We start from the raw sequence: 6,205 nt of genomic DNA, 5'->3' as shown, positions 1-6,205 counted from the left end.
CTTTACTAATCACATCATGCAACTGACCGCCGTTGTATAGAACCACTAAAACTAAGAAATAAAAAGAAATAGGGAATTGGTTGAATTTTTCGGGATTTGGCGGACGGAAACCATTGAAAATAGGGGCTTCAGCGAGAAAGCCCCTTTGTTTTATTTAAAGAAAAAGAAAAATAATGAATTGCGAAAAATGTGGCGAAAATGACCGCTTGCACCACTAAAACAACGAAAATAGAAAACGGATTTAAAAGCGTTTAAACGCCGTTTAAATTAAGCTACTTTACTCGCCTCAGATAGCTTACTCGCCTCTTCTTTATCTTGAATGGCAGCCATCGTTTCAGCTATATTCAGAATAGCCACACGTCCTTGCTCGTTTGCTGAACGAAAACATTGTATCAAATGCCACTCAATATTATTTAGTTCACTCGGGCGAGCCTTGCCGATTTGTGCAACAGCCTCCTCAATTAACGTAATGGCTTGTCGCAATTCATTAATGTTTACTGCTTCCCCCTTTAAACGCCGAGTTTTCAATTCCAAGCCAAACTCACCGCCAGAGGGCGTTTGTACAATAAAATCATCACGAGTTTGATTTGAATGCTCTGTTTGGCTCACGATAAACCCTAACGCTTGTTGCACGTTTTCTGGGAATGAAGTGTAGTGGTATTCAACAGCCCCACCTTGCACGCCGTCTTTATTTCTTTTTTGCCAGTTCTGAGTTCTAGCTCTTTTATTGATACCTTGTGGGGTTTTTGGAAGCCCCTGAATACCTGCCAGCTCACTAGCTGAAAACCATTCTTTAAAGTTTCCCATAAATCAACCTTTCAGAAACTCTGTTTCTAAAAAATAAATTATTCTTTAACTTGTTGATTTTAAAAGCTAATGCAAACTACTAAATATTAATTGCAAAAAAATCTTTTAGAAACTATTGAGTTTCTGAAAAGTTAAGTGTATAGTTTCCAAAGTTTCTAAAGAATAATTCTTATGTATAAGGATAACACATAATGACAACGAGTAACAAAAATCAAGATATGCACCGAGCAGATATTGTTGCGTCAGTTAGAAAAGCTGGCACAACTCTTGCGAAATTATCAACGGATGCAGGACTACACCCACGAACCTTGAATAACGCACTAGATAGAAAATATCCGAAAGGTGAGTTAATCATTGCGAATGCGATTGGCAAAACTCCACAGGAAATATGGCCTTCTCGTTACGAATAAGGAGGGCTTTATGAACGAATGGTTTTCAGCTAGTGATCTTGCAGGTGTGAAAGGAATGCCCAGTTCCCCACAAGGCGTAAATAAAAAAGCTAGACAGGAACTATGGCAGAAACAGCAACAGATTGGGAAACAAGGCAAAGCCTTTGAATACCACATCTCCAGCCTTCCCCCTGAAACTCAACAAGCACTTAGATTGCAAGCCGCTTTAGCGGTTGTGCCAATCGCTGAAATGACGGTGCAACAACCTAATTTAGAGCTTAGTCGCAAATTTAATGAAGCAAGCGACAAAGCACGAGAAAAAGCCAAAGCAAAAGCCGAAGCGTGCTTACAGCTTAAAGCCTTTCTCGACCAAGGCTTTCCAATGATGTCGGCAATTGAGGGAGCCGCAAAAGTCAAAAACGTGTCGGCAGGCTCTTTAAAAAATTGGTACTACAAGGTTCAACCCTACCCTGTCCACGAATGGCAAGCGGTATTGATTACGCAATCAGGCAAAGCGAAAAAACCAAGTCGCAAAGCCTTTATCGAGCAGGAAGCGTGGGACTGCTTTTTGGCGGATTATCTCCGCCCTGAAAAGCCTGATTTAAGGGAGTGTTATCGCCGAACTGAAGAAATGGCGAAGCATTACGGTTGGCAAATAGCAAGTTTACAAACCTTTCAACGCCGTGTCATTGAAGAAATCCCTTACGAAGTGATTTTACTGAAACGAGAAGGAGCAAATGCGGTGGCGAAATTAGTGCCGGCATTACAACGGATGGTGAAAGATATTCTCGCAGGCGAATGGATCAACGGCGATGGTTATCAACATAACGTCTTTGTGAAATGGCACAACGGCGAGATTGTCCGCCCGAAAACGTGGTTTTGGCAGGATGTGCGAACTCGCAGAATATTGGGCTACCGCACGGCAATTTCGGAAAACACCGACAGTATTCGTCACGCTTTAATGGATGTGATTTTTAGCTACGGCATACCGAAAACCATCACCTTAGATAACACCCGTGCGGCAGCGAATAAAGCAATGACGGGTGGCATTGAAAACCGCTACCGCTTTAAACATAACGAACTTGACCCGAAAGGTATTCTGCCGATTTTGGGGATTGAAGTGCATTTCACCAGTGTTTTATACGGTGAAGGACACGGGCAAGCGAAGCCGATTGAGCGTGCATTTGGACGTGGTGGCATTGGCGAGAAAGTTGATAAACGCCCTGAACTTGCAGGTTTCTATACAGGTAAAAACGTATTAGAGAAACCAGACAATTATAACGGCGGTAAAGACGGCGTGGACTATGAGATTTTCTTACAAGCCCTTGCCGCAGGTGTGGCGGAGTACAACGCACAATTAGACCGTAAAACCGAGCTGTGCCAACACGACAAAACCTTGAGTTTTGACAAAGTGTGGGAGCGAGATTACCGCCCAAGCAATGTAAGACAAGCCAGTCCTGAACAGTTACGACTGCTGTTTTTACAAGCCGAAACCATCAGTATTAAGCGTAACGGCGAATTTAAACTGAAAGCGGCAGGCAAACTTTACGGCTTAACCAACACTTACTGGGCAGAGAGTTTAATCGGCATCACCGATAAAAAAGTGGTCGCACGTTTTGACCCTGACAATCTACACGGCAACGTGTACGTCTATGACATTGAAGGCAGATTTTTAGCCGAAGCGATATGTCGAGAAGCGAAAGGGTTTAGCGATAGGCGTGCCGCACGAGAGCAAGGCAGGCTTTACCAAAAACTTGTTAAAGGTGCGAAACAACAAGCGGAAACACTTGAACTGCTTAATGCTCACGAGTTGGCAAGTTTACAACCACAGGTTGAAGTACCAGAACCGATTGAAGAACGAGTGAAAACGAAGCTGATTGATACCGTTATTCAAGACCGCAATGCATTACGAGTGGTGCAAGAAGAGATTGAAGTTGAAGAGGTCAATGAGTTAGAGCAAGGCTGGTTTGAACAAGGCTGGGAAAAAGGGCTAACGCTAATGAAAAAGGCGAAAGGACTGTAACTACAAGCGGTCAGATAATCGCAAAAATTTGCAAGTTTGACCGCAGAGAAAAACGGCTTAAAGCCTGATTTAAACAGGCTTTAAATGAAATTTAACCCCTCTTTAAAGGAGCAAAACAATGACATTAACAGGAAAAGCATACCGAGTAATTTTCAAGGAGCTCAAAGAGCAACAAGAGTGTGAATTTGAAAAAGCCTTTAACGCAGGTATTCAGCAACTTAAAAATCACCAGTATCAAACTCATGAAGCCATTCAGGTAACTGCGGAAATGTTTCAAGCTGAAAGTCTATCACTGCTGTCGCAAAAGTTTGAAGCGGTTGAGAGATTACTTCGCCTTGAATTAGGTCACGAGAGCTTTCGAGCATTGTTAATAGCGTATCACGACGCACTTCGTAACGCCATTTCGCATAAAGTATCAGCATAAAAGCGTTAGACGATTTGATGTTAAAGGCTTTGCCAAGCTTTACGCTGATTTTAATCGCTTCCTGATTAAATTCAGATGCAATGTAAAACAGATGAAAGTGGTTGTGGTAATGCCGCTCAATAGTATCAAAAAATTCAGGTTTCAATGACCAAATTAAAGGCTTCAGCGCACTGAGTTTTTTCTTACTTGATTTATTCGAGAAGATTTGTTGAGCAATCCGCAGGGCAATTTGATGTATCTCTTTTCGATCAGGTGCAGAGTAAAAGGACATAAAACCTCCAAATTCAAAAAAACAGGAACACTATTATGACACTAATTAACCAAATCAAACAACACATTGCCGACACTCAAAGCAGTCAGGCAAAAATCGCCAAAGAAGCAGGCATTAACGCAGGGGCGTTAAGTGCTTACTTAAACGAAAACTACAAGGGCAATATTGCAGAAATTGAAGCAAAACTTACCGCTTTTTTTGCAAAGAAAGAAACCGCAGAGCGTGAGTTTGTAGAAGCCCCTGCATTTATTGAAACCGCAACGGCTCGTCAAATTTTTAAAACCCTTGAGTTTGCCCAAATCGCTAACTGTATGGCGACGGTTTACGGTGCAAGTGGCGTAGGTAAGACCAAAGCGATCCAACAGTTCGCAGGCAGTCGTGCAAATGTGTGGCTAGTTACCGCAAGCCCAAGTCGCTCAAGCCTAAGCGAAATCTTGTACGAAATTGCCTTAGAGCTTGGGATTAGTGATGCACCACGTCGCAAAGGCACGCTCTCACGCTTGATTGCTCGCAAAATCAAAGGTACGGAAGGTTTGCTGATTGTGGATGAAGCCGACCACTTACCTTACGAAGCCTTGGAAGAACTTCGCATTATGCAAGAAGAAGCAGGAATTGGCTTAGTGTTAGTGGGCAATGACAAGGTATACAGCCGAATGAAAGGCGGTATTCACCCTGCCCACGAATACGCAAGATTGTGGTCACGCATTGCTAAAAATACCAGCATTCAAAAAACCAAACAGGCAGATACCAAAGCGGTGGCAACAGCGTGGGGGCTAAATGAAGATGAAGAAGCCCTAAAAGTGATGCAAAGCATTACCGAAACAGGCGGTGGTTTGCGAATTTTAACTCAAACGCTCCGCCTTGCAGGAATGGTGGCAAAAGGCACAAACAGCCTGATTACTGCTGATTTAATTGTTAAAGCACGCCAAGAGTTATTAGGCAAAGGAGAGTAACGATGAAAAAACAATACAACCCACTGGCAGGCGAAATGATGACCCCACGCAACAGCGAAGTTTATATGCACCTTGCAATGCTTGAGCTGGCGACCCTTGAATGTGAAGCCTTGGGTATTGAGGTAGAAAAAGTGGAATGGTTCGACACCGGCAGACCTCGCTTAGTGGCAAGAGATAACACGACCACACGCAAAATGGCACAAAATCAACGTGCATTTAATTATGGCACAGAAGTTAAAAACGGTACCCGCCGTTACTTAATGCAAATGACGATTAAAGGGGTGAAGGTGATTTGGAGCACTGACACCATTAAACATTAACCCACGCCAATAAGGAGAATATCAATGGCAAAACAACCCACAAAAACCCGAGTAAAACAACCAGCAAAACTGCGTTTTACCACGGAAGAGCAAGTGCAAAGTGCGATTAAAGAGATCGGGGATTTAAGTCGTGAACATACCCGTTTAACAACGGAGATGAACGATATTATCGCAGAAACCAGTGAGCGTTACGCCCCCGAGTTGAAACGTTTACAGGCAGAGATTGAGCCGTTACAGCAAGCGGTGCAGGAATACTGCGAAGCACACCGTGATGAATTGACAGAAAACGGCAAGAGTAAAACCGCTAACTTTGTGACAGGCGAAGTGCAATGGCGACAACGACCGCCTTCTGTGGCAATTCGTGGGGCGGATGCGGTGCTTGATTTTATGCAACGTATGGGCTTTGACCGCTTTATTCGCACCAAAAACGAGATCAACAAAGAAGCCCTACTGCTTGAGCCTGAAGTGGCAAAAGGGATTGCTGGGGTGACGATTAAGCAAGGGGTGGAAGATTTTGTGATTAAGCCGTTTGAGCAGGCAGCTTAAAACCCATTTAAACGCTCTTTAAACCCGATTTTAAGGGGCGTTCATAATGTGTTTTAACGGAGGAAAGTATGAAAACGCAAAAATCAACATCAGAGAAAGTTTTTAATCGCTATCTCTATTATGCAACTCAAGCCGTAGAAGCGGAGCAAAATGGCAAATTTAACCATGCGATTAAACAGTGGGAAGTAGCGAAGTTATCGGCAACAGGCGGTAATGTGGCGTGGTGTGAGGCTCGCATCGCACATTGTAAATATATGCTAGAGCATCCCTCACGTTGGAGCAAGTAATGATGACCGATAGCGAAAAAGGACAAATAAAAGACCGCTTGTATGACCTGATTGAAAAGCTACAAGGGGCGACGGAATTAGTCGAAATGGACGATTTGGCACTGGCTGGCGTGGTTTTGATGGACGTGGCTGGGCAGATTCAGAGAGTGAAGCTTAAATTATCAACTAACCAAGAGGAAAACTAA

Annotated in this window: 9 protein-coding genes; 7 read left to right on the top strand and 2 right to left on the bottom strand. The window is 43.4% G+C overall.

Translation table 11 applies throughout. The features are described from left to right. Positions 1-267 precede the first annotated feature (267 nt). Positions 268-807 (bottom strand): DNA-binding protein, encoded by a 540-nt coding sequence (locus AM305_RS10645; RefSeq protein WP_005825947.1) that lies wholly within the window; start codon positions 805-807, stop codon positions 268-270. Between the two features lie 191 nt (positions 808-998). Between AM305_RS10645 and AM305_RS10640 the strand changes: the two genes are divergently transcribed. Together AM305_RS10640 and AM305_RS10635 are read left to right on the top strand one after the other, a co-directional pair. After that, positions 999-1,217 (top strand): helix-turn-helix domain-containing protein, encoded by a 219-nt coding sequence (locus tag AM305_RS10640; RefSeq protein WP_005825945.1) that lies wholly within the window; start codon positions 999-1,001, stop codon positions 1,215-1,217. A 10-nt stretch (positions 1,218-1,227) separates the two neighbouring features. Next, complete coding sequence (locus AM305_RS10635) at positions 1,228-3,219, top strand: transposase domain-containing protein (protein WP_005825944.1); 1,992 nt, start codon at positions 1,228-1,230, stop codon at positions 3,217-3,219. Positions 3,220-3,437: 218 nt separating this feature from the next. Here the strand turns inward: AM305_RS10635 and AM305_RS10630 are convergent, their stop codons facing one another. Continuing rightward, on the bottom strand, positions 3,438-3,914 hold the full coding sequence (locus tag AM305_RS10630; protein ID WP_005825942.1) for a hypothetical protein: 477 nt from the start codon (positions 3,912-3,914) through the stop codon (positions 3,438-3,440). Positions 3,915-3,949: 35 nt separating this feature from the next. Between AM305_RS10630 and AM305_RS10625 the strand changes: the two genes are divergently transcribed. The 5 genes from AM305_RS10625 to AM305_RS10605 all read left to right on the top strand — a co-directional run bounded on the left by AM305_RS10625 (position 3,950) and on the right by AM305_RS10605 (position 6,205). Continuing rightward, positions 3,950-4,867, top strand: a complete 918-nt coding sequence (locus AM305_RS10625) for an AAA family ATPase (RefSeq protein ID WP_005825940.1) — start codon at positions 3,950-3,952, stop codon at positions 4,865-4,867. A gap of 2 nt (positions 4,868-4,869) precedes the next feature. After that, on the top strand, positions 4,870-5,187 hold the full coding sequence (locus tag AM305_RS10620; RefSeq protein WP_005825938.1) for a hypothetical protein: 318 nt from the start codon (positions 4,870-4,872) through the stop codon (positions 5,185-5,187). A 24-nt stretch (positions 5,188-5,211) separates the two neighbouring features. After that, positions 5,212-5,733 (top strand): host-nuclease inhibitor Gam family protein, encoded by a 522-nt coding sequence (locus AM305_RS10615; protein WP_005825936.1) that lies wholly within the window; start codon positions 5,212-5,214, stop codon positions 5,731-5,733. Between the two features lie 68 nt (positions 5,734-5,801). Next, positions 5,802-6,020 carry an ANR family transcriptional regulator gene (locus AM305_RS10610; RefSeq protein ID WP_005825935.1) on the top strand — a complete coding sequence of 73 codons (219 nt, stop codon included), beginning with the start codon at positions 5,802-5,804 and terminating at the stop codon, positions 6,018-6,020. Continuing rightward, entirely contained in the window at positions 6,020-6,205 is a 186-nt protein-coding gene (locus tag AM305_RS10605; RefSeq protein ID WP_005752512.1) for a hypothetical protein, read from the top strand. The genes AM305_RS10610 and AM305_RS10605 overlap by 1 nt, the downstream gene beginning before the upstream one ends.

The sequence above is a fragment of the Actinobacillus minor NM305 genome (genome assembly GCF_000175195.1).
GTDB classification, from domain to species: Bacteria; Pseudomonadota; Gammaproteobacteria; order Enterobacterales; family Pasteurellaceae; genus Haemophilus_A; species Haemophilus_A minor.
Note: the sequence above shows the minus strand (reverse complement) of the source record. Positions and strands in the feature narration are given on the sequence as shown.